This is a genomic window from Actinosynnema sp. CA-299493, assembly GCF_050946825.1.
Taxonomy (GTDB): Bacteria; Actinomycetota; Actinomycetes; order Mycobacteriales; family Pseudonocardiaceae; genus Actinosynnema.
In genome coordinates, this window is the sequence record NZ_CP191993.1 from 3,222,093 (window position 1) to 3,246,359 (window position 24,267).

Genomic DNA, 24,267 nt, shown 5'->3' on the forward strand with positions numbered 1-24,267 from the left:
TACGGGTCACGCCTCCGTGTCGGCAGCGAGTGCTTCGAGGTCCGCCAGGACCAGTTCCTCGACCAGTTCCGCCAGGGAGGCGATGGTGCGAGTGGTCAGGACGTCCCGCGGTGAGAGGTCGACGCCGAACGCCGCCTTGGTGCGCGAGGTGATGTGCAGGCTGCGGATGGAATCGCCGCCCAGGGTGAAGAAGCTGTCCTCGACACCGACCCGCTCGACGCCGAGCACCTCGGCCCAGATGTCGGCGATGGCCTGCTCGGTCTCGGTCCGGGGCGCGACGTACTGGTCGGACGTGACCGCGTCGCGCTCGGGCGCGGGGAGCGCGACGCGGTCGAGCTTGCCGTTCACGGTCAACGGCATGCTTTCCAGTGCGACGAACGCCGCGGGCACCATGTGGTCGGGCAGGACCCTGGCGGTGTGGTCGCGCAGTTCCGAGGCCGTAGTCGGCTTGTCCGGCACGTAGTACGCGACCAGGCGTTGTTCGTCCGCCACTACAACGACCTGGGCGACGCCGGGATGCGCGGCGAGCACGGATTCCACCTCGCCCAGTTCGATCCGGTACCCGCGGATCTTGACCTGCTGGTCGTTGCGCCCCAGGTAGTCGACGGTGCCGTTGTCGTTCCACCGGGCCAGGTCGCCGGTGCGGTACATGCGGGTTCCCGGCGGGCCGAACGGGTCGGCGAGGAACCGCGACGCGGTCAGGCCCGGTCGGTCGAGGTAGCCCCGGGCCACGGCGGGACCGGCCACGTACAGCTCACCGGGCACCTCGGGCGGCACCGGGTTGAGGTCGTCGTCCAGCACGTAGACCCGCAGGTCGGGCATGGCCGCGCCGATGCTGCCGTCGGCCTCGGTGTAGGTGACGTACACGGTGGTCTCGGTGGGGCCGTACATGTTGACCAACTTGCCGGGGCCGTGCCAGCCGTCGAGCTTGCGGACCTCCAGCGCCTCGCCGGCGAAGACCACGCACCGCAGGCTGAGCCCGGTCGGCCGCTCCGGGATGAGCCGGTAGAACGCCGACGGCGTCTGGCACAGGACGGTCACGCCCTCGTCGGCCAGCAGCCGGGCGAAGTCGCGCGGTGCGCGGGCCACCTCGTGCGGCACGACCACGAGCCTGCCGCCGTGCAGCAGCGGCGCCCACAGCTCGAACACCGAGACGTCGAAGGAGTAGCTGTGGAACAGCGTGACCACGTCGTCGGGGCCGAACCCGAACCAGTGGTCGGTGGCCGAGAACAGCCGCACCACGTTGCCGTGCGGGACCACCACGCCCTTGGGCCGTCCGGTCGAACCCGAGGTGTAGATCACGTACGCGGCGTTGCCCGGCAGCAGCGCCGTCGTCGGCGCGGTCGCGGGCAGGCCGGTCAGGTCCGGCACCTCCGACAGGGTGGCCACCGGCGCCGCGTCCGCGATCGTGGCGGCGATCCGCTCGGCCGGGTACGCCGCGTCCAGTGGCAGGTAGGCCGCGCCCGACTTGAGCACGCCCAGCACCGCGACCACCTGGTCCAGCGAGCGCGGGAACCGCAGCGCGACGATCCGCTCCGGCCCGGCGCCGAGCCCGATCAGGTGGTGCGCCAACCGGTTCGCGCGCTCGTCCAGCTCGCGGTAGGTCAGGTGCTCGCCGTCGCAGGTCAACGCCACCGCGTCGGGTGTGCGGGCGGCCTGCGCGGCGAACAGCTCCGGGAGGGTGGTGGTCGGCTCGCCGACCGCGGCGCCGTTCCAGTCGAACAGCACCCGGCGGATCTCGTCCTCGGCCAGCCACGGCACGTCGGCCACCGGCCGGTCGGGGTCGGCGACCAGGCCGACCAGCAGCCGGCGCAGCCGTTCACCGAGCCGTTCGACGGTGGCCCGCTCGAACATCGCGGGCTCGTAGCCGAGCAGCAGGCCCAGCCGTTCCCGCGGGTAGGCGGTGGCGCTGAGCGGGAAGCTCGTGGTCTCGACCGCGGCCAGCTCCCGCAGCCCCATGCCCTCGGCCACGTCGGCCGGGTAGTTCTCGAACACCACCACGCTGTCGAACAGGTTCGTGCCGCGCTCGACCGCGCTCCAGCCCTGGATCTCGGTGAGCGGGACGTGCTCGAACCGCCGCGACTCGACCTGGGCGTCCTGCAACGCGCGCAGCCAGTCGGCCACCGGCGCGGCGCCGTCGACCCGGACCCGCACCGGCAGCGTGTTGATGAAGATGCCGGTGATCCCGTCCACGCCGGGCAGCTCCGCGGGCCGGCCGGAGACCGTCGCGCCGAAGCACACGTCACGCCGGCCGCTCGACCGCGCCAGCAGCAGCGCCCACGCGCCCTGCACGATCGCGCTGGGCGTGACGCGGTGCTCGCGGGCGAACTCGTACAGCCGCCCGGACTCGTCGTCGGTCAGCTCGACGGACAGCCGTGCCGAGGACGTGCCGTGCTCGGCCGGGTGGTCGGCGGGCAGCGGGGTGGGCGAGTCGAAGTCGCCCAGCACCGCGCGCCAGTGCGTCCGCGCCGCGTCCTGGTCCTGCTCGGCCAGCCAGGCGACGTAGTCGCGGAACGGCTGCCGTTGCACCGGCTCACCGCTCTTGAGCACGTCGGAGAGCACGTGGAAGATGCTCCAGCCGTCCAGCAGCACGTGGTGGAACGTCCACAGCACCTGCACGCTGGTCGGTGACAGGCGGGCGATGGCGACCCGCATCAGCGGAGGCACGGCCAGGTCGATGCCCTCGGCCCGGTCCTCGGCCAGCAGGTCGCGCATCCGGTGGGCGCGGGTCGCCTCGTCCAGACCGCTCCAGTCCAGGAACGTGAACGGCACTCGCACGTGCTCGTGCACGATCTGCAACGGCTGCCGCACGCCCTCCCACAGCACGCTGCTGCGCAGCACCGGCGTCCGGTCGACCACCCGCTGCCAGGAGGCGGCGAACGCGGCCGAGTCGGTCACGCCGTCCACCACGAACGTGGTCTGCTGGAAGTACACGCCCTTGTCGCCGAGCCCGTGGAACACCATGCCCGCCTGCATCGGCGTGAGCGGGTAGGCGTCCTCGCCGGTGATCCGGTCCACCTCGGCCTGGGTCAGGCGCGCCAGCGGGAAGTCCGACGGCGTGCGCCCGCCCGTGCCCGGCTCGGCGCAGTGCGCCACGATCCCGCGCAGCGACGCGGCGAACGAGTCGGCCAGCAGCGCGACCGTCGCGTGCTCGTGGGTGTTCCCGCTGTAGTAGAAGGTGAACTCCATCTCGTCGCCGCGCACCTGGCCGACCACGTCCAGCAGGTGCGGTCGCGGCGCGCGCGGGTCCGCGGACAGCTCCAGGTCGCGCTGGTCGGCGTCGAACCGGCCCAGGTAGTTGAACGACACCCGCGGGTCGCAGGCGGGCGCGGTGCGCGCGAGGTGGCGCAGCGCGCCGTACCCGATCCCGCGTCCCGGCACGGCCCGCAGCTGCTCCTTCACCGACTTCAGCGCTTCGCCCCAGTCGCCGTCGGGCACGTCGAGCGCGACCGGGAAGACGGTGGTGAACCAGCCGACCGTGCGGGACAGGTCCACGTCGGCGAACAGCTCCTCGCGGCCGTGGCCCTCCAGGTCCACCAGCACGCGGGGCCGGCCGGTCCAGTCGGCCAGCACCCGGCCCAACGCGGTCAGCAGCACGTCGTTGACCTGCGTGCGGTACACGCCGGGGACGTCGCGCAGCAGCGCCGCGGTCTCCTCGGCGGTGAACCGCACGGTGACCTCGCGCTGGGAGTCGACGGTGTTCGGGCCGTGCCGGTCCACCGGGACGTCGGTCGGCGTGGCGGCCACGGCCCTCCAGTGGTCCAGCTCGGCGTCGAAGCCGTGCAGCGCGTGCTCGGCGAGCCGGGTCGCCCAGTCGCGGAACGAGGTGGTCTTGCGCCCGACGCGGACGGTGTCGCCGGCGCGGGCCTGGCGGTAGGCCGTGGTCAGGTCCTCCACCAGCACGCGCCACGACACGCCGTCGACCACGAGGTGGTGCGCGGTGAGGCGGACCGACCCGTCGTCGAGGATCTCCGCCCGCAGCAGCGGTCCGCGGGTGAGGTCGAAGTGGGCCGGCGCCACCGGGTCGGCGTGCGTGACGGGGCCGACCACTTGGCGGTCGCCCTCGAACCGGGTGCGCAGCGCGTCGTGGTGCTCGACCAGCGCGGCCAGGGCGGTGCGCAGCGCGGGCACGTCGAGGTCGGCGTCCAGGTCGAGGACGACGGACTGGTCGAAGTGCTCCGGTCGCACGCTCTGGCTGTCGAGGAACCAGCGCTGGATCGGGGTGAGCGGCGCGTCGCCGGTGACCACGCCCTGGTCGGCGGCGGGCGGCAGGTCGCGGGTGACGTGCGGCGCGATCGCGGCGACGGTCTGGTGCGCGAAGATGTCCCGCGAGGTCAGCACCAGGCCCGCGCGGCGGGCGCGGGTGACCACCTGGATGCCCAGGATCGAGTCGCCGCCGAGGGCGAAGAAGTTGTCCCGCACGCCGACCCGGGCCGCGCCGAGCACTTCGGCGAACACGCCGGCCAGCACGGCCTCGACGGGCGTGCGCGGTGCGACGTAGCGGATTTCGGCGCGTTCGTCGGGCGGTGCGGGCAGTGCGGTGCGGTCGAGCTGGTCGAGGCCGACCACCGTCGTGGGCACGGCGTGCGCGGGCAGCACCTGGCCGAGGAACGCTTGCAGCGCCGAAGGGCTGACGGGCGGGGTCACGTAGGCGACGAGCCGCTTGTCCGCCACGACCACGGCCGCGTCGGCGACCTCGTGGTGCCGCAGGACCGCCTGCTCGACCTCGGCCAGGTCGACCCGGAAGCCGCGGACGCGCACGGTCTCGTCCGGCGGGAAGTCCAGGGGCACCAAGGCGCGCAACGGCCGGTCCGGGTCGTCCACCACCTGGCGCAGCAACGTCTCCAGGTCCGCGCCCAACGACTCGATCGTGGCCGCGTCGAACAGGTCGGTGTTGTACTCGACGGTCAGCGCCAGGTCGTCGCCGCGCGGCCAGAACTCCACCACCAGGTCGAACCGGGCCACCGGCCGGGGCAGGTCGTGCTCGGCCGCGGTCAGCCCGCCGAACGACGCCTGCTTCAGCAGCGGCTGCTGCAACGCCACCACGGCCTGCACCAAGGGCGTGCGGCTGGGGTCCGGGTCGGGGCGCACTGCCTCCACCACCCGGTCGAACGGCACGTCGTCGTGCGCGAACGCGTCCAGCGCCGTGTCCCGCACCTGGTCCAGGAACGCGGTGAACGGCAGGTCGGGGTCGACCCAGGAGCGCAGCACGAGCGTGCGGACGAAGAAACCGACCGCGCGTTCCAGGTCGGCGCGTTCGCGACCCGAGCTGACCGTGCCGACCGCGATGTCCCGCTGCCGGCTGCGCGCCGACAGCAGCACCTGCACGGCGGCGGTGAGCGTCATGAACAAGGTGGCGTCGTGCGCGCGGCCCATGCCCGCCAGCCGGCGGACCAGGTCGGTGGGCAGCGGACGCCGCAGCACCGCACCGGACGTGGTGCGCAGCGGCGGCCGGGGGCGGTCGGTGGGCAGCTCCAGCGCCTCGATGCCGTCCAGCCGTGCTTGCCAGTACGCCGGGTCGCCCTCGGGCCGGTCCCGGTCCCACGCGCTGAAGTCGGGGTACTGCACGGCGGGCTCGGCGGGCTGCCCGCCCGCGTACAGCTCGGCCAGCTCCTCCAGCAGCACCTGCACCGACCAGCCGTCGGTGACGATGTGGTGCTGCACCAGGACCAGCAGGTGCTCGTCCGGGCCGAGAGGTCTGAGCGCGGCGCGGGTCAGCGGGCCGTGCCGCAGGTCGAACGGCTCGTCCAGGCCGAGGTCGGCGGTGGTGGCCCGCCCGGTCAGCACCCGCAGCGGGATCGTGCCGTGCGCCGCGACGACCTGCACCGGCTCGTCGCCCACCACGTCGAACGTGGTGCGCAGGGCGTCGTGCCGGCAGGCCAGCGCGTCCAGCGCCTTCGCCAGCCTCGGCACCTCCAGCGGCCCGGTCAGCCGGATGCCCACGGCGGTGTTCTGCTCGGCCGTGCCGTCCAGCGAGAACAGCCGGCGCTGCGCCGCCGACAGCGGCAGCGGCCCGGTCCGCGGTCCGCGGGGTATCGGCGTGCCGTCCTCGGCGGGCAGGACTTCGGCGAGCGCGGCGACCGTGCGGTGGTCGAACATCGCCCGCACCGGCAGCCCGCCGAGCCGTGACAGCGCCCGCACGGCCAGGATCGAGTCGCCGCCGAGGGCGAAGAAGTCGTCGTGCGCGCCGACGTGCGGCACGCCGAGCACGTCGGACCACACCTCGGCGACGCGGCGTTCGGTGTCGGTGCGCGGTTCGACGTGGTCGTCCGGGACGTCCCCGACGACCGGGTCGGGCAGCGCGTCCCGGTCCAGCTTCCCGTTGGGCGTGAGCGGGAACGCTTCCAGCGCGACGAAGGCGGAGGGCACGAGGTAGTCCGGCAGGCTGCCGACCAGGTGTTCCCGGAGCCCTGCGACGTCACCGACCACGTACGCCACCAGCCGCTTCGGCTCGCCACGCGCGATGACGACGGCGTGCTCCACCCCGGGCCGCTGCCGCAGCAGCGCCTCGATCTCGCCGGGCTCGACCCGGAAACCCCGGATCTTCACCTGGTGGTCGGCGCGGCCGACGAACTCCAGCTGGCCGTCCGCGCGGGTGCGGACCACGTCGCCGGTGCGGTACATGCGGGCGCCGGGCTCGCCCACCGGGTCGGGCAGGAACCGCTGCGCGGTCAGCCCGGGCCGGCCGAGGTAGCCCCGCGCCAGGCCGATGCCGGTCACGTACAGCTCGCCCTCGGCGGCGGGGCGCAGGTCGTCGTCCAGCACGCGGACCTCGGTGCCCGGGATGGGCCGGCCGATGGGCGGCGTGCCGCCCGGCTCCAGCGGCTCGCTCCACGACGTGACCACAGTGGACTCGGTGGGCCCGTAGGCGTTGATCATGCGGCGACCGGGCGCCCACTTCGCCACCAGGTCGGGCGGGCAGGCGTCACCGCCGACGACCAGGGTGCGGAACGAGGGCAGCGCGACGTCGGGCACGGTGGCCAGCGCCACCGGCGGGATCAGCGCGTGCGTGACGCCGAACCCGGCGATCACCTCCGCGAGCTGCTCGCCGAGCAGCGGCCCGGGCGGCGGCACCACGAGCGCCGCGCCGGCGGGCAGGGCCATGCACAGCTCCAGCACCGAGGCGTCGAAGCTGGGCGAGGAGAACTGGAGCACCCGGTCGCCCGGTCGCACGTCGAAGTGGGCGATCTCGGCGGCGGAGAACGCCGGTAAGCCCCGGTGCGGCACCACCACGCCCTTGGGGCGGCCGGTCGACCCGGACGTGTAGATCACGTAGGCCGGGTCCTCGGGCCGGATCGCCACCTCCGGCGCGGTGGCGGGCCGGTCGGCGAGGTCGGCGGGGTGCGGCAGGTCGGAGAGCACGAGCAGCGGCTCGGCGTCGGAGACCATGAAGGCGATCCGGTCGGCCGGGTAGTCCGGGTCGATCGGCAGGTACGCGGCGCCGGTCTTCAGCACCGCGAGCCGCGCCACCACGTTGTCCACCGAACGCGGCATGGCCACGGCCACCACGCGCTCCCGCCGCGCCCCCTTGGCGACGAGCACGTGTGCGAGCCGGTTCGCGCGTTCTTCGAGTTCGCGGTAGCCGACCGCGCCCTCGGCCGATATGACCGCGGGTGCGTCCGGAGTGCGCAGCGCCTGCGCGGCGATCAATTCCGGCAGTGTGCGGGCGTGCGTCATCGCGAGAAGTACCTTTCTGGCTCGGGGGCGCGTGCTACCCATTACGGGTGAGGTTCAAACGTGTAATTCAAGACACTTTCGCGGCTTGCCTGCGCGCCAGCCGGCCGCCGATCTGGATCCACCGGATCCCGCCATCGCCCGGGTCCCGCAGGAAACGCCCGGTCTGGTTGGTGTCGCCGGTGTCCGAATCCCGCATCGCGAACACCAGGCCGTCGAACAACGACAGGTCCGCGAACGGCTCGCCGTCCACGGTGAGCGCCAGGCGCTCCCGGCCCACGGCCCGCACGGCGTATTCGACGTCCCCGTTGCGGAAGCTGCCGGTGCAGTCCGCCGGCGGGGCGATGCGGTGGTGCAGACCGCTCATTCCGTCGTAATCGGCCACCGGCAGGCCCGCGGCGACCAATTCCGGCACGAGCTCGCGCCACAGGCCCCACCCGCTGCTGCCGTTGGTGGTCAGCGCCACCGCGGTGCCGTCGGCCGGGTTGATCCGCAGGTGGCACGACGTGCCGTCGGCGGTGCCGTCGTGGCCGACCCAGCGGACGCCGTCGCGCTGGAAGAGGGCGAGGCCCAGGCCCCAGCCGTCGGCCATGCCGAACGGCTCGGCGTGCCGCACGGGCTCGCGCATCAGCTCGAGGTCGTCCGGGGACATGATGTGCGGCGCGGCGCCGCCGAGCATCCGGCCGAACGCCACCAGCTCCGTCGCGCTCACGGCCAGGGCGCCCGCGGGGGCGTCGACCGGTGCGAGCGACTGCGCCACCGGCACCACGCGGCCCGTGGCGGCGTTGACCGCGTGACCGGTGACCACGTCGGCGTCGGGGCTGGTGGTGAACCGGGCGCGCACCCCGAGCGGGCGCAGCAGGACCGCTTCGACCGCTTCCGACCAGGACATCCCGGTCGTCACCTCGATCAGGTGGCCGATCAGGGAGTAGCCGATGTTGGAGTAGGAGAAGCCCGCGCCGGGCTCGTGCAGGGGGTGCAGCTCGCGCAGCGCCTGCCGGACGTGGTGGCGCAGGGACGTGGTGCGCACGTCCTCCGGGGCCGACGGCAGGCCGCCGGTGTGGCTGAGCAGGTGGCGCAGCGTCAGTTCGCCGGCCGCCACCCCGGGCAGGTGGTCGGACAGCGGCGCGTCGAGTTCGAGGTCCCCGTCGGAGACCAGGGCCATGGCGACGGTCGCGGTGAACGTCTTCGTGATCGAGCCGATGGGCACGGCCGCGTCCGCGGCCAGGCCCACCTCGTGCGTCCAGGTGCGTCCCTCGTGGTGTACGGCGAGCTGCGCCCCGGGCACGAGGTGCTCACGGGTCAACGTCGCTAATCGGGTGGAGATCCGGTCGGTGTCCATGCGTGATCCTTCGAGAATGAGCCACGGTGTCGATGAGTAGCCGGGCGCAAGGGCAACGTTGACGGTCGCCGGGAGATCGTCGCGACCGCCGAACGGAGCATTTCACGAAAGGTCATTCCCTATTTTGAGGAGTCTGTAACCAGGTGTTAGAAGAGACACTTCCGGGATTCACTCGAACGGACGGTTTGGACCGTGGGGTCTCGTATATACGTGCAGTACGCGAGGGTTATTCGCAGTCGCGTGTCAACACGTGTGGTGGACGTGAGGTGGGGATTGCGCGCGTCCGGAGACGGTCCATCGGGGGCCCATGAAATAACTTCGTAGTCCGTTCAGACGGATTTTCGACGATATTTCTGGGATGGCCGTAACCTTCTCCGCCCGGCGTCGTTTGACGTTACTCGGACGTAGTGCTCTCGGCGGTCGCGCAGTGACCTCCGACACGTCCTTGATTAACTCTGCGAGTCCTACGTTCAGCGCGCGCGAGTCCTACGCTCAGGACGCGAGAGTCCTACGTTCAGGGCGGGAGAGTCCTACGTTCGCGTACCCCGAGTTCAACGCTCGGGGCGGCGCGGTCAGTCGCGCTGGACCTCGTGGTGCAGCGCCTGCATCCGGGCGTCCAGCTCCGCGGCGATGGCGGCGGTGGCGGTCAGCTCCTCGACGAAGCCCGCGGGCACCTGGTCGTCGTACTTGTAGTAGAGCTTGTGCTCCAAGGTGGCCCAGAAGTCCATCGCGATGGTCCGCAGCTGCACCTCGACCTTCACGTGCTCCACCCGGTCGGACAGGAACACCGGGATCCGCACGATCAGGTGCAGGCTGCGGTAGCCGTTGGGCTTCGGCGCGGCGATGTAGTCCTTGGTCCGCAGGATCTCCACGTCGTTCTGCCGGGCCAGCATGTCGCGCACCCGGTACACATCGGACACGAACGGGCACACCACTCGCACGCCCGCGACGTCGTCCAGGTGCTCGGCGGCCAGCGCCAGGTCCGCGGCCAGGCCCTTGCGCCGCAGCTTGTCGAGGATCGCGTCGGGCCGCTTCACGCGGTGCGTGACGTGCTCGATGGGGTCGTGCCGGTGGACGAGGTCGAACTCCTCGCTGAGGATCCGCAGCTTCGTCATGAGCTCGTCGACCGCGAACTTGTAGACCACGAGGGACCGCCGCAGCAGGTCATCCGCTACGCCGATGTCCATGATCCCCACGATACCGGCAGGCCGGTCGTCTACGATTCCGGCCGTGGACACCCACTGGCACGTGGTCCTTCCGCCGCCGTGCGCCTGACCGGGCGCACTCGCTGACGCACGCCTCCCCGCCTGCCTGACCCGACCGGCTCGACCGGTCCCGGTCACGCGGTGCGCCCGTTCGCGTCCTCTTCACCCTCGTCTCGCGAACGGAGACCTCGTGTCGACCTCTGCCGTGGAAACACGTGCTCGTTCCCCCCGCGGACCGCTGCCGATCCTGGCCGCGTGCGTCCTGTGGGGCACCACCGGCACCGCAAGCTCGATGGCGCCCGCCTCCGCACCGGCCGCGGCCGTGGGCGCGGCGGGGCTGGTGGCAGGTGGTTGCCTGCTGTTCCTGACCGCCCGCGGCACGCGCGCCGTGCTGCGGACCGCCGACTGGAGGTTGTTGTTGCTCGGCGCGGTGACCGTGGCGGGCTACGTGCTCGCGTTCTACCCGGCCGTCGCGCGCACCGGTGTGGCCGTGGGCACCACCGTGGCCCTGGCCGTCGCGCCGATCGTGCTGGGGCTGCGGTCACGGCCGCTGCCCACGTCGGCCGCCGTGGTCGGCTGCACGGCGCTCGTGCTGGGCGACGGCGACGCCCGCGTCGACCTCGTCGGAGTGGCGTTGGCGTTGCTCGCGGGCTTGTCCTACGCCGTGTACTCGGTGGTCTGCGCGCACCTGATCGGGCTCGGGCACCCGTCCCGGGCCGTGGTCGGCGTGGTGTTCGGCGGTGCGTCGGCGTTGACGTCGCCGGTGCTGGCCGTGGTGGGCGTGGGCTGGGTGGCGAGCTCGTCGGGGCTGGCGGTGACCGCGCACCTGGCCGTGTTCACCACGTTCGCCGCGTACCTGTTGTTCGCACGGGGACTTCGACACACGGGCGCGGCGGCGGCGACCACGTTGACGCTCGCCGAACCCGCGGTGGCGGCGGTGCTGGGCGTGGTCGTGCTGCACGAACGGCTGCCGCTGGTGTCCTGGTGCGGGATGGGCGTGCTCGCGGTGGCGTTGGCGGCGCTCGCGCGGAAGTGAGGTGAGGGGCCGGCGTCCCGGGCGGGGCGCCGGCCCCGGGCCTCACTCGTGCGGGGTCAGCTCCCACTCCTGGCTGCCGTCGTCACGGGGCAGCTGGATGTCGACCCGCGGCGGGTAGACCCACGCGGGGGACCTGTCGAGCCGCAACCTCTCGTCACCCTGGACCGAGGAGATGTGCACGCGGTCGGGCGCCGAGCCGACGCGGACGGACCACGAGTGGGGGTAGGGGGTGGCGACGACGAGCCGGTGCTGTTCCGGCGAGCCGCCCCCGAGCCCCAGGTAGAGACCGCTGTGCAGGTTCCTGATGAGCTGGGTGGTCCGGCTGTCCCGGACGATCTCCCACTCCTGATGACCGGGTGCGCCGAACGGTGGCAGGAGGACGGTCGGCGACCCCTCCTGGACCGAGAGGTGGGTCAGCAGGGCGTCCTCGTCGCCCTGGAACGCGATGCCGTAGACCCCGTCCGGCACCACCGTGGTGGCCGAGGCCGGTGGCGCGGCGGTCAGGCCCGTCACCACGCCGATCACGGCGGCCCACACGACCGTCTTCCTGGTGGCGCGTCGGAGGATCATCATCAACGGTCCCTTCCCTGGGGTGCGCTCCTCGCGGTGACGAGAGGCACCACAGGCATACCGCCATTCGGCTGCCGGGGCAGTAGGTCGAATGGTGGTAGTGCCGGTGCGGAAGTGGGAACTGTCGGTGACGGAGCGCTAGTCGGGCCGGTGCGCCCCGCCGCCCAGGCCGTAGAGGATGCGCTGGATGACCTCCGGGTCCACGTCCGGCTCGTCGCCCAGCGCCTCGGCGGCGGGCGAGCGGCGTGGCTCGCGGCGGGGGAGCGGCACGGCCGAGGCGTTCATGCCCGACGGCAGGGCCAGTTCGCACCACACCAGGTGGCCGCCAGCGGTGAGGTCGACCAGGCCCGCGCGGGAGCCGACCAGCTCCGGCGGCAGCGCGACGCGGTTGCCCTCGACCTCGACCACCAGGTGGGCGCCGGTCAGCCGCAGGCGCACGAGCAGGAAGCCGGGCGCACTCCGGTCGGCGACGTCGACCGCGGCCCCGACCAGTCGGCGGACCGTCTGCGCGGCCTCGTCCTGCATCGCGCGCAGGCGCCATTCGCCCAGCGAGAAGCGGACGAACAGGTCCGCCACGTTCACCGCGGTGGGCAGCGCGACGAGTCGAAGGTCGTCGACCTGTTCGGTCTGGGCGTTCACACCGATCCTCCTCGCCTGCGTCCGGCGCGTGCTGCGCCAGATGGTGCCATGAGTGCGTCCGATATCACCCACGTGGTCTACCGACCGTGAGCGGACTGTGTCCGCACCGAGTTCTACCGCTTCAGTGCCAATCGAAGCAAAACTCTGGTTCCACGGTCTACTACGGGTGGAGACGGCACGTGGTTCAGGCAGGTTGCGACGGCACGGCAGAAGTTACCGAAATGCGCGGTGAAATGGAATGACGCTCAGATTCGCTCGGCCTGGTGACTTGCCCCACGCAGAGTAGGTGCGGCATGAGGGCGTGGTGAAGCGGGGTCGACGCCGTGGCGGCGGGTGATCAGGGACCGTTCCCGACCGCTGGGGATCGACCGAGGACGACGCGGGCTGGGCGGAGGCGGTGGGTGGGACCGCGCGGCCGGGGGTGGAACTGCGCCGGACGCACGGCGACGAGCCGGGCGGGCGGCGCCTCACCCGGTCCTGACGGCCACCGGCACCGGCGTGGCGCTCCGGGTGACCAGGCCGCCGTAGCGGCGGGCGTACTCGGCGCGCGCCTCGGCGGGCGTGCCGACGACGGCGAAGGCGTGCAGCACCTCATCGGGCACGAGGCCGGTCATCTCGTTCCACCGCCCGCCCAGGGACAGCTGGTGCAGCTCCTCGTGCAGGTCGCCCCAGCCGTGCAGGTCCAGGACCTTGCGGTAGGCCGGGGTGGAGCCGTAGAACGCGATCAGCCGCCGGATCTTGACCACCGACCGGTCGTCGTGGGCGATCAGGGAGGGGCCCTGGATCTCCAGTGGCCGCAGGCCTTCCGCCCTGGCCCGGCCGCGGGCGAGCGCGGGCAGGGTCACCTCGCGCAGGTACCGCTCGGTGGTGAAGCTGTGGCAGAGGAAGCCGTCCGCGACCTCGCCGGCGACCTCGGTCATCCGCTCGCCCACCCCGGCCAGCCACACGGAGGGGTTGCCGAAGGGGTTGGGGCCCGGGTCGAAGACCGGTGTCATCAGCGTGTGGGTGTAGAACTCGCCGCAGAACCGGAGCTGCTCCCGGGTGGCCCAGCTGTGCCAGATCGCGCGCAGCGCGAAGACGAACTCGCGCATGCGCGCCGCGGGCCGTGACCACGGCATGCCGAACCGGTTGGTGACGTGCGCTTCCACCTGGGTGCCCAGGCCCAGGTGGAAGCGGCCGCAGGAGAGCAGTTGGAGGTCGTTGGCCGCCATGGCGGTGGTCATCGGGTTGCGCGCGAACGCCACCGCGACGGCCGTGCCCAGGTCCAGCTCCACCTCGCCCGCGACGCGGCCCAGCGCGACGAACGGGTCGCGAGAGGTCTCGGCCACCCAGAACCCGTCGCAGCCGTCCTCCTCGGCGCTGCGCGCGAGGTCGAGCACCCTCGTGGGGTCCGGGCCGGCTTCCACTCGGTCCGTTTTCATGGCGTGGAAGCTACTGGCGCGCCGTGCGGCCCAGGCGGTCATCGAGCGGGCACGGCGCGATGATCGCCTGATCGAGCGACGGGACGGCGCCGGGTGACGCATCGGCGGGCGTCCTCGGCGGCACGGTCGGCGGCGTCCTGGTCGGCACAGCGGTGTTCCGGTCGGGCCACGGCAGAAGGCCCGCCCACCCGGGAATCGGGTGTCGGCGGGCCTTCCGGGAAGCGTGGGTCAGACCTGCTTGACGGCCTCGATCTCGAGCAGGATCGTGATCTTGTCGCCGACGACCGCGCCCGCCGGGCCGCCGGTCACGCCGAACTCGCGGCGGTTGATCTCGGTGGAGGCGGAGAAGCCCGCGACCTTCGCGCCCTCGAACCCGTCGCCGAAGCCGTTGATCTCCAGCTCCAGGGACACGGTCTTGGTCACGCCGTGCAGGGACAGCTCGCCGTCGACGAGGAAGCCCTCGCCGTGGGCGCGCACGCCGGTGGAGGTGAAGGTCAGCTCGGGGAACTTCTCGACGTCCAGGAAGTCCTCGCCCTTGACGTGGGCGTCGCGCTGGCCGTTGCGCGTGTCGACCGAGGTGGCGTCGATCTTCGCGGTGACCGTGGACTCCAGCGGGTTCTCGGCCGTCACGATCGTGCCCTCGAAGGTGCCGAAGTGGCCGCGGACCTTGGACACGCCCAGGTGGCGGACCACGAAGGAGACGTCCGAGTGCACCGGGTCGATCGCCCACGTGCCCGCGAGGTAGCCGGGGATCTGCACAGTCTGCGAGGTCATTGATGGTCCTTCTGGGTTGGTCTGGTTGAACTCTCAACAGAACATAGCGCATCCTGGTTGAAGGTTCAACAACGACCGTATGATGGGAGGCATGAGCGACGTGCGGTGGCTGAGCGCCGAAGAGCAGCAGGTGTGGCGTGGCTTCATGACCGCCGTGACCAAGTTCACCGAACACCTCGACCGGCAGTTGCAGCGCGATTCCGGGATGCCGATGGCGTACTACGAGATCCTGGTCGCGCTGTCCGAGGCGCCGGAGCGCTCGCTGCGGATGAGCGAGCTGGCGGCGGTGTGCCACTCGTCGCGGTCGAGGCTCTCCCACGCGGTGGCCCGGCTGGAGAAGGAGGGCTGGGTCGAGCGCCAGGCCTGCCCGTCGGACCGGCGTGGTTCCAACGCGGTGCTCACGGACGTCGGGTTCGGGGTGCTGGAGGCCGCGGCGGCGGGGCACGTGACGGCGGTGCGGGAGCACTTGTTCGACGTGCTGACGCCGGCGCAGCTGCGATCGTTGGCGGAGATCAGCCGGGCCGTCGACGAGGGCTTGACGGTCGAGTGCGCGAAGGCGCGGCGGGAGGAGTTCGCCGACCTGTGAGACCGGCCCGCCGCTCGAACCGGGCGGGGGCGCCCAGGCCGGCAGGTCGTCCGGTGGGCGGCGGAGGAAGGCGCCCGGCGCCGGGCGCCGGGCGCCCCTCGAACTCGTGCACGCCTACCTGCTGCCGACGCGCGGCTACCCCGAGCTGGTGCTGACCGGGCACGAGGTGCGGGACGCGTTCGAGCGGCAGGGCGGGCAGTGGCCGGCGGAGGCGGCGGACTCCGTGCGCGACCTCGTGCCCGAGGTGAAGACGTCGCTGGTGGTCGACCAGCCCGCCGCCGCGATGATCGCCGCGTCCCGGCGCGCCCGGCTCGTCGTGCTCGGCTCGCAGGGGCTCGGCGGCTTCGCCGGGATGCTCCTCGGCTCGACCAGCCAGGCGCTGGTCCACCACGCGCCGTGCCCGCTGGTCGTCGTTCGGGCGGACTGACCCACCGCACCCGCCGGCCGAGGTGATCTTCGGGCATGATCGCACCGCGAGGTGATCGCCTCGGTCCGTACCGGCGACGCGGCGGGGGAGCGGAATGGTCGCAGTGCTCGGCGGTCTGCGGGACAACCGGGACCTGGCGGTGCTGGCAGGCGGGTCCGGGGTGGCCGGCCTCGGCGCGCAGCTCACGCTGATCGGGTTCACCACCGAGCTGGCCGGGGCCGGCGCGTTCGCCGTGGCCGGGCTGTTCGTGGCCGTCGCGTTCGGCGCGGTGCTCGGCACGCCGCTCGCCGACTGGGCGGTCGACCGGGCGCCCCACCGGCTGCTGCTCGTCGTCGCGGTCTTCGCGCAGGTGCTGCTGCTGGTCGGCCTGCTGCTCGGGTACGGGCGGCTGCCGGTGCTGTACGGCCTGGTGGCGTTGCTGGGCGTGTGCGGCGCGGTCGTGCGGACGTGCGCGTCCGCCCTGATCCCCGTGGCCACCGGTGAGGACGGCGCGGCACGCGGCCACGCGGCGTTGTCGTCGGCGCGGAACACCGGGGCCGTGGCCGGCATCGTGCTCGGCGGCGTGATCGCGGTCGGCCCGGGCGTGCAGTGGGCCGTGATGCTCGACGCGGTGTGCGCGTTCACGCACCTCGCGCTGGTCGTGGTGTGGCTGCGGGCGGACCGCGACCCGAGGCGGGACGACGGCGGCACGGCCGCGCCGAGCGGCCAGTGGAGCGGCTGGGTGCTGCTGCGCAGCGACCGGCTGCTGCTGGGACGCGTCGTCGCGCAGGCCGTGGTGGGTGTGGCCGTGGCGATCGCGCTGGTCAACCAGGTGTTCCTGGTCCTGGGCCCGCTCGGCGGCAACGCGTTCACCTACGGCGCCGTGCTCGCGTGCTGGAGCGCGGGCCTGCTGCTCGGCGCGAACCTGACCCGCCGCGTCACCACCACGCGGGGGCTGGTCGCGGCCTTCGCCGCCGCGAACCTGGTGCTGGCGCTGGCGCTGGCCGCACCGGCCCAGCTGCCGCACCTCGTGGTCAACGCGGTCGCGTGGCTGGTCGCCGGCGCGTGCGGCTCGGTGCAGAACGTGACGCTGAACGGCCTGGTCGAGGCCAGGACCTCGGACGCGGTCCGGGGACGGGTGGTCGCCACCGCCGGTGCGGTCACCACCTGCTCGGGTGTGGTCGGCCTTGTGGTGGCGGGCGTGGTCGTCGGCACGGCCGGCCCCCTGTCGGCGCTGACCGCGGCGTCGGGGTTCGCCCTGCTGGCAGCGCTGATGGCGGTGCTTGCGGTGCTGCGCCGCGACCACCTGCGCGCTTCCGTCGTCGCACCGGACTTCGACCACACGCCCGACTCCAGCCGCACGCCGGACTCGGACCGCACGCCCGACTCGGACCGCGCGACGGACCGTCAGGGGACGCTGGTCGCGGGCTCGGGCCGGTGGACGCCGCGTGGCCGGTAGGGCAGGGCGTCGGCCAGGCCGAGCAGGTCGGCGAGCAGCCACACCACCGCCAGCCACATCTCGGTGCCCTGGAGACCGGGTGCCGTGGCGGGGAGACCGGCGGTCGTGGGGTGCGGCGCCTGGAAGCCGAAGCCGGCGCCGTCGGACCAGTGGCCCAGCGCGTCGGTGAGCAGTCGCCGCGCGACGTCGAGGACCTCGCCGGCGCGGTGCCCGGTGTGGCGGGTCAGCCAGAGCGGGTGGGCGACGTCGAGCACGGTGCAGGCGTCCTGCCGCTCCGGGCGGAAGAAGCGGGCGTCGCGGACGTGCTCCAGGACCGTGTCGATCACGCGTTCCGGGTGCGGCACGGGCAGGCCGAACTGGGCGAACGTGCCGCGTGAGGCCCGGTAGCAACCGTTGACGAGTTGGCGCAGGCCGTCCTCGGGCGACGGCCGGCCCCACATGCCGGTGCGGGGGTCCGCGTTGACGACCAGCCAGCCGAACAGGGCCTCGGTCGCGCCGGGTGCGTTCGGGGTCCCGCGTCGCCGGTTCCAGTGCAGGGCGGTGCCGAGGGCGTCCACCCAGGCGCCGGCCGACCAGGCGTTGGTGGTCCACGGCTGCCGTGCCAGCCCGGCGACCACCTCTCCGGCGTCCGCCCGGGACACCACGTGGATCGGCTCGGGGAAGCCGCTGCCCAGCAGGTCGAGCGCGTAGCCGACGCACAGGACGTGGTAGGCGGCGTCCGGGTCGGCCAAGCCGTCCACCGGGTGCGTGGCGCCGTCGGGGCGGAGCCTGCCGACCAGGCCGGTTCCCGGGTCCTGCCAGCCGCGCAGCCGGTCGACCTGGGCCCGGGCGGGCAGCTGGTCGGGCGCGCGACCGAGCAGCAGGTCGGCGACCTCGATCGCGTCGCACTGGGCGCGGACGGTCGGCGCCGATCCCGGCTTGTCGGTGAACAGGCCGAGGTCGGCGTCCCAGCAGCGCGCCAGCACCCCCTGCCCCTGGGCGCGGGCGGTCTCGGCGAACGCGGTGAGCCTGCCGACGAGGTCGTCCCCGCGCGGTGCGGGCGCGGGCACGCGCCAACGCAGGACCTTGGCGGGGTTGCCGCCGACGATCGCGCCGGGCGGGACGTCCTTGGTCACCACGGCGCCGGCGGCGATCACCGACCGGTCGCCGACCGTCACCCCGTCGAGGACGACGACGTGCGACCCGATCCAGACGTCGTCGCCCACGGTGATGCCGACCGAGCGCAGCGGTTGCCGGAACACCTCGGTGTCCGGGTCGTCGACGGTGTGGTTGAACGCGAGGATCGAGGTGTGCGCGCCGATGCGCACGGCGTCACCCAGTCGGATGTCGCCGCGCACCACCGCGTACGGGTTGATCGAGCAGTCGCGCCCGGCGCGCAGCGACCCGCTCAGGTAGGCGCCCGCGGCGACGTAACCGCCGGGACCGAGGCGCAGCTCGTCGTTCTGCACGGAGGCCAGCTCGGAGAGGAAGCAGCGCTCGCCGATCTCGTAGCCGCGGTGCTCGACCAGGTGCCGCCGGACGTCGAGCTGGCGTTGCCGCGCCTGGTCGTCGGCCTCGTCCCAGAAGGACCAGGGCGAGTAGTCGAAGTGGGTGCGGTCGAACGGGCCGCCGACGCCGGGGAGGCCGGTCACGGTCGGGCGCCGGAACGCACGAGGGGACGCACCGAGTCGCGGACCACGATGTGGGTGCCGAGCATGACCCGTTCGGGCGGGCCCGACTTGTCCCGTGCGCGGTGGAGCGCCATGCGCACCGCGGTGCGGCCCAGCTCCTCGTGCGGCACGTGGACGGTGGTGAGGCCGATGTCGGCCGCCGGTGGCAGGTCGTCGAAGCCCACCAGGGAGATGTCGTCGGGGATGCGCAGGCCGTGCTCGATCAACGCCTGGCGCGCGCCGGCGGCGATGAGGTCGTTGCCGGCGAAGACGGCGGTGAAGTCGGCCGGCCCGGCGGCGAGCCGTTCGCCGATCATGCGGTAGCCCTCGTGCCGCTCCATGCCGCCCTCCACCTCGAGGCCGGGGTCGTGGTCCACGTGGTGGTCGGCCAGGGCCTTGCGGTAGCCGGCGACGCGGCTCTCCGGGGTGGTGTGGTTGTCGCGCCTGCCCAGGAACAGGATGCGCCGGTGGCCCGCCGACAGCAGGTGGCTGGTGATGGCGTGGGCGCCGCCGGTGTTGTCGTACTCCACGACCAGGGCGGGCACGTCGGGACCGAGCGGCGGGCGTCCGCACAGGACCAGCTGGGACCCGGCGAGCGCCAGCGCGCGGGCGTACTCGGCCATGCGGTCGCGGTACGCCTCGTCCGCCACGACGTTGCCGACCAGGATCACGCACTCGGCGTGCTCCTCGCGCATGAGCTGGACCGTGGCCAGCTCCCGCTCGGGGTCGCTGCCGGTGGTGCCGACGATGCAGAGCTTGCCCTCGATCGCGGCCTGGGTCTGCACGCCCTGCGCGACGTGGGCGTAGTGCGGCGACACGACGGAGTTGACGATGATGGCCACGCTGCGGCTGCTCGCGCCCGCCAGCCCGCGCGCGTTGGCGTTGGCCACGTAGTCCAGCTCGCGCACCGCCCGCAGCACCCTGGTGCGCGTGGCGGGCGCGCCGGGGTAGGTGCCGGAGAGGATGCGGGAGACGGTGGCGACGGACACCTTGGCGTGCGCGGCCACGTCCCGGATCGTCATCGCTCGCGGCCCATCGCTGTCGGACGCCGCTCGCCGAACCATCCCGCCTCCGTCTGCCCTGGTACGCCTCGCTGGTAAACGTTTGCACCCGATGCTTCCGGTGGACTGTCCCGCTGTCAATCACCATTCCGGCCGACGGCCGGGCGGATCCGGCCTCGCCCGACCGCTTGGCTGAAACCGCATACTCCTGGCGAGCGGTCTCTTGACAGGAACTGCTTCTCATGCTGACATTTACGACATGTAAACGTTTTCATTGCTTCATCAGAGTCCCGCTGGAGGTGGTGCACGGGTGAGCGGGTGGCGGTTCGCGGTGAGCACGCTCGGCGCGCCCGGCGTGCCCGTGGCGGAGAGCGCGCGCGTGGCGGCCGAGCACGGCTGCCACGGCCTGGAGGTCCGCGTGCACCCCGACGAGGAGGTCCACCTCGGGATGTCGCCCGTGCGGGCGGCGCGGGCGCGTGACCGGATCGCCGACGCCGGGGTGGCGGTCGCCTGCCTCGCGGGCTACCCGAAGGTGTGCCGGCCGGGACCGGACGGGCCGGTGGTCGGCGAGCTGCGGGCCCTGGTGGAGTTGGCGGCGCTGCTCGGTGCGCCGTCGGTGCGGGTGTTCCCCGGCGGTGAGCGTGCCGGCGCCGACGGGCGGGCGTCGGAGCGGATCGCCGCCGTGCTGCCCGACCTGCGCTCCGCCGGCGTCCGGCTGCTGGTCGAGACGCACGACTCCCACCCGACCGGCGAGGCGGCGAGGCGACTGGTCGCGCCGTTCGGCGACCCGGGGCGGGTGGCGGTGCTGTGGGACGCGGTGCACCCGTGGCGCGCGGGCGAGCCGCCGGAGCGCACCCGTGCGGTGCTGGGGGAGTACTTGGGGTACTTCCAGGTCAAGGACGTGGCCGCCGCCGACCCCACCCCCGTCCCGCCGGGTGCGGGCGACGTGCCGTTGACGCGGTGCGGTCGGCTGCTGGGGGACTGGTCGGGGTGGGTGTCGCTGGAGTGGGAACGCGCCTGGCACCCCCACATCGCGCCCCTCCCGGCGCCACTGCGCGCGGCGGCCGGCTGGTACGCCCGCTGGCGACCGTGACCCGCCGGCGGTGACCGCTGACCGGGGAACGCGGTGGCGACGTGCTCACCCAGGCGTTCCAGGAGCGGTTCGGCGCGGGTCAGGCAGGTGACGACGTCGGGCTTCACCTCGCTCAGCCGGGGGTGCAGGCCCGGACGTCTCGGCCGGCTCCACGACCGCGACCCCGGCGCGGACCGCGTAGCGAGCGTCGACCGGACGTCCCAGGGGATCGGTCGACCTCACCGGCACCGCGGTGAAACCGGCGGCGAGCAGGGGGTCGAGCGTGTCCTCACCGCCATCGGCGACCGGGCGCTCGTGCACGACCGCGCCGTGGCGGCGCAACCCCCGCGCGACGGCGGCCGTGGCCCGTCGTGCGGACAGCGAGCCCTTGAACGAGTCCAGGGCCACGAGGTGGACCGACTGCGGCGGGAGTGCGGTCACCGACCTGTGGAAAGCGCTTTCCGTAGTGGTGTCAAGCGCGGAAGCGACCTTGACTGGGTGTGAGCCGGGCCGGAATACTTGCCGGAAAGCGCTTTCCGAGCACAGGGGGTCCGCGTGGAAGAGGTCGTCATCGCGATCCGGGACCAAGGCGGGCCCGACGAGCCGGAGTCGTCGCGGTGAGCGCCCTGGCCGTGCGGCACGACATCGGGTCCGCGCTGACCCTCCGCGCCGGTGACGTCGACCTCGCGCGCTACGTCTACGTGCCCGACACGCCGGAGCTGGAGTCGCCCAAGCCGTTCCTGCACCCGGTCCGCACGCGGGCGGGGCGGGTGGTGAGCCTGTTCCGGCCGCACGACCACGTCTGGCACAAGGGGATCGCGTGGTCGTTGCCGAACGTCGGTGACGAGAACTTCTGGGGCGGTCCGACGTACGTGCACGGGCGGTCCTACGTGCAGCTGGACAACAACGGCACCCAGCTGCACCGGCGGGTGGTCGACGTCGGGGTGCAGGCGGAGACGGCCAGGTTCACCCACGAGTTGGACTGGATCACCCAGGCCGGGGACACGGTGATCACGGAGCGCCGGACGATCACCGCGTCCCTGCTGTCCGACGCGGCGTGGGCATTGACGTTCGACACGACGATGACGAACACCTCGGGCCGGGAGATCGCGTTCGGCTCGCCGACCACGCGCGGCCGGGAGAACGCGGGGTACGGGGGCCTGTTCTGGCGCGGGCCGCGCTCGTTCACCGGCGGCACGGTCGTGACGCCCGACGGAGCCGGTGGCGACGAGGTGCGCGGCCGGCGGGCCGGGTGGATGGCCTTCGCGGGGCGGCACGACGGCGACGACGCGCGATCCCTGGTCCTGATGGTCGACCACGAGGCCAACCCGCACCACCCGCCGCGGTGGTTCACCCGGTCCGAGCACTTCGCGTGCCTGAACCCGGCCCCGTTCTTCAGCGAGGAGCTCGTCGTCGCGGCCGGGGACGCCGTGCGGTTCCGCTACGGCATCGGGGTGGCCGACGGCGGCGAGGAGGACGCCGCCGCGCTGGCCGATTCGGTGCGGGGCGTGTTGGGTGAGTCGGTGTGAGCACGTTCCCCGGCGGGACGTCGTTGTCCTTCCTCGACGTCTACGACGACGCGGCGCCTGACGGTGTGGTGGGCGGCAGCCCGCACGTGCACCTGGCGTCGACCGAGTGCTACGTGGTCGTGGGCGGCGAGGGCGAGCTGCACGCGGTGACCCTCGACGGCTGCCGCGAGATCCCGCTCGCGGCCGGTTCGGTGGTGTGGTTCACCCCGGGCACGATCCACCGCGCGGTCAACCACGGCGGTCTGCGGGTGGTCGTGGTGATGGGGAACGCGGGGTTGCCCGAGGCGGGCGACGCGGTGATGACGTTCCCTCCCGAGGTCGTCGCCGACCCGGACCGCTACCGGGCCGCGGCGACGTTGCCGGTCCGGGACACCGAGGCCGAACGCGCCGTCGACGCCCGCCGACGCCGTGACCTGGCGGTGGCGGGTTTCGCTCGGATCCGGGACGCCCTCCGGGACGGCGACCGGGCTCCGCTGCGCGAGTTCTACGCCGCGGCGGCGGCGTTGGTCCGGGACCGGGCCGGCGCCTGGTCGGGGATCGTGCGCGACGGGCCGCTGAACCAGGCCGAGGCCACCCTCGCCATCACGGAGGACGTGTCGCGGGGCGTGGTCGCGCACTTGGCGCGGGCGGCCGTGACCAGGGCGCCGGCACCGGAGCGGGTGTTCGGCATGTGCGGCCGGCTGCGCCCGGTCGACGTGGGCTTCCACCTGTCAACCGCAGCGGACGAGGAGCACCTCTCGTGACCAGTCGTAGCTACACCTGCGCGATCGTCGGCACGGGCGCGATCGCCGGCGCGCACGCCGAGGCGGTCCAGCGGCTCGCCGGGCGGGCGCGGCTCGTCGGCGCGGTCGACCTCGACGCGGACCGGGCCGCCGCGTTCGCCGCGACCTGGGACGTGCCCGCCTACCCGACCCTGACGGCGCTGCTCGAGGACGGGCGACCCGACCTGGTCCACGTGTGCACGCCACCGGGCACGCACCTGCCGCTCGCGTTGGAGTGCCTGGCGGCGGGCGCGGTGCCGGTGGTCGAGAAGCCGCCGGTGCTGTCGTTGGCCGGTGTCGACCGGCTGCGCGCGGCGGAGGAGGCGACCGGCGTGCCGATGGCCACCGTGTTCCAGCACCGGTTCGGGTCCGGCGCGGTGCGGTTGCGGCGGCTGGTGGCCGAGGGCGCGCTGGGCCGGCCGCTGGTGGCGTCGGCGAGCACGTTGTGGTTCCGCGACGACGACTACTTCGCCGTCCCGTGGCGCGGGAAGTGGGAGCTGGAGGGCGGCGGGCCGACGATGGGGCACGGCATCCACCAGTTCGACCTGCTGCTGTCGATCCTGGGCCCGTGGAGCAGCGTCACCGCGATCGCCGCGCGCCAGGCCCGGCCGACCGACACCGAGGACGTGTCCGCCGCCCTCGTGCGGTTCGAGTCCGGCGCGGTGGCCACCGTGGTCAACTCGGTGGTCTCGCCGCGCCAGACCAGCCAGCTGCGCTTCGACTTCGAGCGGGCCACCGTCGACCTGGAACACCTCTACGGCTACGCGGACGCGAACTGGACGTTCACCGCCGCGCCCACGGCGCCCGACGTCGTCTCGGCGTGGGACAGCGGTCCGGCCGACACGCCCAGCGGCCACACCGCCCAGCTCGCCGCCGTGCTCGACGCCCTGGACACCGGCGGGACCCCACCGGTGTCCAGCGCCGACACCAGGACGACCATGGAGTTCGTCGCCGCCGTCTACGCGTCGGCGTTCACCGGCGGCACGGTCGACCAGGGCGAGATCACCGACGGCCACCCGTTCTACGACAGCATGGCCGGCACCGGCGCGCCCTGGCTGACCGCGTCCGACCTCCGGTCCTTCCGGTCTTCCCGGTGACGCGGGCCGTTCGTGACGGGCGCGGGGTCTGCCGCGCCCGTCGGGG

The 24,267-nt window shown here is 73.3% G+C and carries 15 protein-coding genes and 3 pseudogenes; 8 read left to right on the forward strand and 10 right to left on the reverse strand.

Annotated elements, in window-relative coordinates; genetic code table 11:
- Positions 1-6: 6 nt before the first annotated feature.
- From ACQPYE_RS14995 to ACQPYE_RS15005, 3 genes and pseudogenes are all read right to left on the reverse strand, one after another.
- Positions 7-7,662: pseudogene (locus tag ACQPYE_RS14995) on the reverse strand (amino acid adenylation domain-containing protein); the annotation flags it as partial.
- A gap of 82 nt (positions 7,663-7,744) precedes the next feature.
- Entirely contained in the window at positions 7,745-9,016 is a 1,272-nt protein-coding gene (locus ACQPYE_RS15000) for a serine hydrolase domain-containing protein (protein ID WP_498721803.1), read from the reverse strand.
- 572 nt (positions 9,017-9,588) lie between these two features.
- Entirely contained in the window at positions 9,589-10,203 is a 615-nt protein-coding gene (locus ACQPYE_RS15005; protein ID WP_498721804.1) for a GTP pyrophosphokinase, read from the reverse strand.
- Between the two features lie 208 nt (positions 10,204-10,411).
- Between ACQPYE_RS15005 and ACQPYE_RS15010 the strand changes: the two genes are divergently transcribed.
- The gene (locus ACQPYE_RS15010) at positions 10,412-11,257 is read left to right on the forward strand and encodes an EamA family transporter (RefSeq protein WP_498721805.1); all 846 of its coding nucleotides are present in this window, start codon (positions 10,412-10,414) and stop codon (positions 11,255-11,257) included.
- A 42-nt stretch (positions 11,258-11,299) separates the two neighbouring features.
- On the opposite strand, the gene ACQPYE_RS15015 is transcribed toward ACQPYE_RS15010, so the two are convergent.
- The 4 genes from ACQPYE_RS15015 to ACQPYE_RS15030 form a co-directional block, all read right to left on the reverse strand.
- The gene (locus ACQPYE_RS15015) at positions 11,300-11,830 is read right to left on the reverse strand and encodes a hypothetical protein (protein ID WP_498721806.1); all 531 of its coding nucleotides are present in this window, start codon (positions 11,828-11,830) and stop codon (positions 11,300-11,302) included.
- A gap of 135 nt (positions 11,831-11,965) precedes the next feature.
- Positions 11,966-12,466 (reverse strand): ATP-binding protein, encoded by a 501-nt coding sequence (locus ACQPYE_RS15020; RefSeq protein WP_498721807.1) that lies wholly within the window; start codon positions 12,464-12,466, stop codon positions 11,966-11,968.
- Between the two features lie 467 nt (positions 12,467-12,933).
- Positions 12,934-13,887 carry a TIGR03617 family F420-dependent LLM class oxidoreductase gene (locus ACQPYE_RS15025; protein WP_498721808.1) on the reverse strand — a complete coding sequence of 318 codons (954 nt, stop codon included), beginning with the start codon at positions 13,885-13,887 and terminating at the stop codon, positions 12,934-12,936.
- Positions 13,888-14,115: 228 nt separating this feature from the next.
- Positions 14,116-14,661 carry a YceI family protein gene (locus ACQPYE_RS15030; RefSeq protein ID WP_498721809.1) on the reverse strand — a complete coding sequence of 182 codons (546 nt, stop codon included), beginning with the start codon at positions 14,659-14,661 and terminating at the stop codon, positions 14,116-14,118.
- Positions 14,662-14,752: 91 nt separating this feature from the next.
- On the opposite strand from ACQPYE_RS15030, the gene ACQPYE_RS15035 reads away from it, so the two are divergent.
- The 3 genes and pseudogenes from ACQPYE_RS15035 to ACQPYE_RS15045 all read left to right on the forward strand — a co-directional run bounded on the left by ACQPYE_RS15035 (position 14,753) and on the right by ACQPYE_RS15045 (position 17,112).
- Positions 14,753-15,247 carry a MarR family winged helix-turn-helix transcriptional regulator gene (locus tag ACQPYE_RS15035; protein ID WP_498721810.1) on the forward strand — a complete coding sequence of 165 codons (495 nt, stop codon included), beginning with the start codon at positions 14,753-14,755 and terminating at the stop codon, positions 15,245-15,247.
- Between the two features lie 103 nt (positions 15,248-15,350).
- Positions 15,351-15,674, forward strand: a pseudogene (locus ACQPYE_RS15040) (universal stress protein); the annotation flags it as partial.
- 94 nt (positions 15,675-15,768) lie between these two features.
- The gene (locus ACQPYE_RS15045; protein WP_498721812.1) at positions 15,769-17,112 is read left to right on the forward strand and encodes an MFS transporter; all 1,344 of its coding nucleotides are present in this window, start codon (positions 15,769-15,771) and stop codon (positions 17,110-17,112) included.
- Between the two features lie 1,049 nt (positions 17,113-18,161).
- Here the strand turns inward: ACQPYE_RS15045 and ACQPYE_RS15050 are convergent.
- Together ACQPYE_RS15050 and ACQPYE_RS15055 are read right to left on the reverse strand one after the other, a co-directional pair.
- A pseudogene (locus ACQPYE_RS15050) lies at positions 18,162-18,317 on the reverse strand (DapH/DapD/GlmU-related protein); the annotation flags it as partial.
- A gap of 422 nt (positions 18,318-18,739) precedes the next feature.
- Positions 18,740-19,783 carry a LacI family DNA-binding transcriptional regulator gene (locus ACQPYE_RS15055; RefSeq protein WP_498721813.1) on the reverse strand — a complete coding sequence of 348 codons (1,044 nt, stop codon included), beginning with the start codon at positions 19,781-19,783 and terminating at the stop codon, positions 18,740-18,742.
- 289 nt (positions 19,784-20,072) lie between these two features.
- Here ACQPYE_RS15055 and ACQPYE_RS15060 point away from each other — a divergent pair, with 289 nt between their 5' ends.
- Positions 20,073-20,855: a sugar phosphate isomerase/epimerase family protein gene (locus ACQPYE_RS15060; RefSeq protein WP_498721814.1), complete on the forward strand. Its 783-nt coding sequence runs from the start codon at positions 20,073-20,075 to the stop codon at positions 20,853-20,855.
- 45 nt (positions 20,856-20,900) lie between these two features.
- Here the strand turns inward: ACQPYE_RS15060 and ACQPYE_RS15065 are convergent, their stop codons facing one another.
- Entirely contained in the window at positions 20,901-21,275 is a 375-nt protein-coding gene (locus tag ACQPYE_RS15065; protein WP_498721815.1) for a glycerate kinase, read from the reverse strand.
- A gap of 176 nt (positions 21,276-21,451) precedes the next feature.
- Between ACQPYE_RS15065 and ACQPYE_RS15070 the strand changes: the two genes are divergently transcribed.
- Genes ACQPYE_RS15070 through ACQPYE_RS15080 form a run of 3 tightly spaced genes read left to right on the forward strand, consistent with a single transcriptional unit; the run spans position 21,452 to position 24,221 of the window.
- A complete protein-coding gene (locus ACQPYE_RS15070; protein WP_498721816.1) occupies positions 21,452-22,363 on the forward strand; it encodes a DUF6807 domain-containing protein in 912 nt (303 codons plus the stop codon).
- Positions 22,360-23,106 carry a cupin domain-containing protein gene (locus tag ACQPYE_RS15075; RefSeq protein WP_498721818.1) on the forward strand — a complete coding sequence of 249 codons (747 nt, stop codon included), beginning with the start codon at positions 22,360-22,362 and terminating at the stop codon, positions 23,104-23,106. The genes ACQPYE_RS15070 and ACQPYE_RS15075 overlap by 4 nt, the downstream gene beginning before the upstream one ends.
- Positions 23,103-24,221: a Gfo/Idh/MocA family protein gene (locus ACQPYE_RS15080; RefSeq protein ID WP_498721819.1), complete on the forward strand. Its 1,119-nt coding sequence runs from the start codon at positions 23,103-23,105 to the stop codon at positions 24,219-24,221. Before ACQPYE_RS15075 ends, ACQPYE_RS15080 begins: the two co-directional genes overlap by 4 nt.
- Positions 24,222-24,267: the final 46 nt, after the last annotated feature.

Bases quoted from the DNA above. Each gene is read 5' to 3' on its own strand.
- ACQPYE_RS15000 (WP_498721803.1), bottom strand. From the start codon at position 9,016: ATGGACACCGACCGGATCTCCACCCGATTAGCGACGTTGACCCGTGAG.
- ACQPYE_RS15005 (WP_498721804.1), bottom strand. From the start codon at position 10,203: ATGGACATCGGCGTAGCGGATGACCTGCTGCGGCGGTCCCTCGTGGTC.
- ACQPYE_RS15015 (WP_498721806.1), bottom strand. From the start codon at position 11,830: ATGATGATCCTCCGACGCGCCACCAGGAAGACGGTCGTGTGGGCCGCC.
- ACQPYE_RS15025 (WP_498721808.1), bottom strand. From the start codon at position 13,887: ATGAAAACGGACCGAGTGGAAGCCGGCCCGGACCCCACGAGGGTGCTC.
- ACQPYE_RS15030 (WP_498721809.1), bottom strand. From the start codon at position 14,661: ATGACCTCGCAGACTGTGCAGATCCCCGGCTACCTCGCGGGCACGTGG.
- ACQPYE_RS15035 (WP_498721810.1), top strand. From the start codon at position 14,753: ATGAGCGACGTGCGGTGGCTGAGCGCCGAAGAGCAGCAGGTGTGGCGT.
- ACQPYE_RS15045 (WP_498721812.1), top strand. From the start codon at position 15,769: ATGGTCGCAGTGCTCGGCGGTCTGCGGGACAACCGGGACCTGGCGGTG.
- ACQPYE_RS15055 (WP_498721813.1), bottom strand. From the start codon at position 19,783: ATGACGATCCGGGACGTGGCCGCGCACGCCAAGGTGTCCGTCGCCACC.